Genomic DNA, 693 nt, shown 5'->3' on the forward strand with positions numbered 1-693 from the left:
CGGCCAGGGTGATCTTGGTCTGCTGGCTGGTGCGGCCGCCGAACGGGTCGATCGCTGTATTCGGGTCGCTCGACTGGATCAGCGCACCGGCCGCGACCGGGCTGAAGCTGCCTTCGCGCAGATCGGTCGAGGACCGCGAACCGGTGACATAGGTGGTCCATTTGAACCGGCCGAAATCCACGCCCGCGCCGACGGTGCCGCCATAGACGCTCAGGTCCTGGGTATCGCGCTCGCGCACGCCGTCCAGCGCGTTGACGTTATAGGTCACGCTGATCGACGGCACGTTCGCCGCGACGAAGGTCGGGAAATAGGGGTTGTTCCGCGTCATCACATTGGTGGTGTAGAGCGACTCGCGATAGGCGTCGGTCTGGGTGCGCGAATAGAAGGCGTCGAAGAACAGCTCGATATTGTCGGCCGCCTGGTGATGGCCCGCCGCGAGGAAGCTCAGCCGCTCCTGGCTCGGATAGAGATCGAGATCGCGGATATTGTCGCAGCGCGGGCTGACCGCGCCGGTCGCCGGCTGGATGAAGTTGCCGGTCGGACCGCCGGTCGCCGTGGTGTTGACGCGGTAGGTCGGCGAGAGGCAGGCATTGCCGGTCGCGCGGTTGTCGCGGCCGCCGGTCGACGTGAAATCCTGCGTCAGATAATCGCGGTCGACCGCGCGCAGCCGGCTGGTCTTGGAATATTCGCCCG

General features: G+C 65.9%; 1 protein-coding gene. It reads right to left on the reverse strand.

Features of this window, described 5'->3' with window-relative positions; translation table 11 throughout:
* The coding region (locus tag AC1DZC_RS19995) for a hypothetical protein (RefSeq protein WP_477044487.1) at positions 1 to 693 on the reverse strand (693 nt) is incomplete at both ends.

The sequence above is a fragment of the Cellulomonas sp. P2_B4 genome (genome assembly GCF_056404795.1).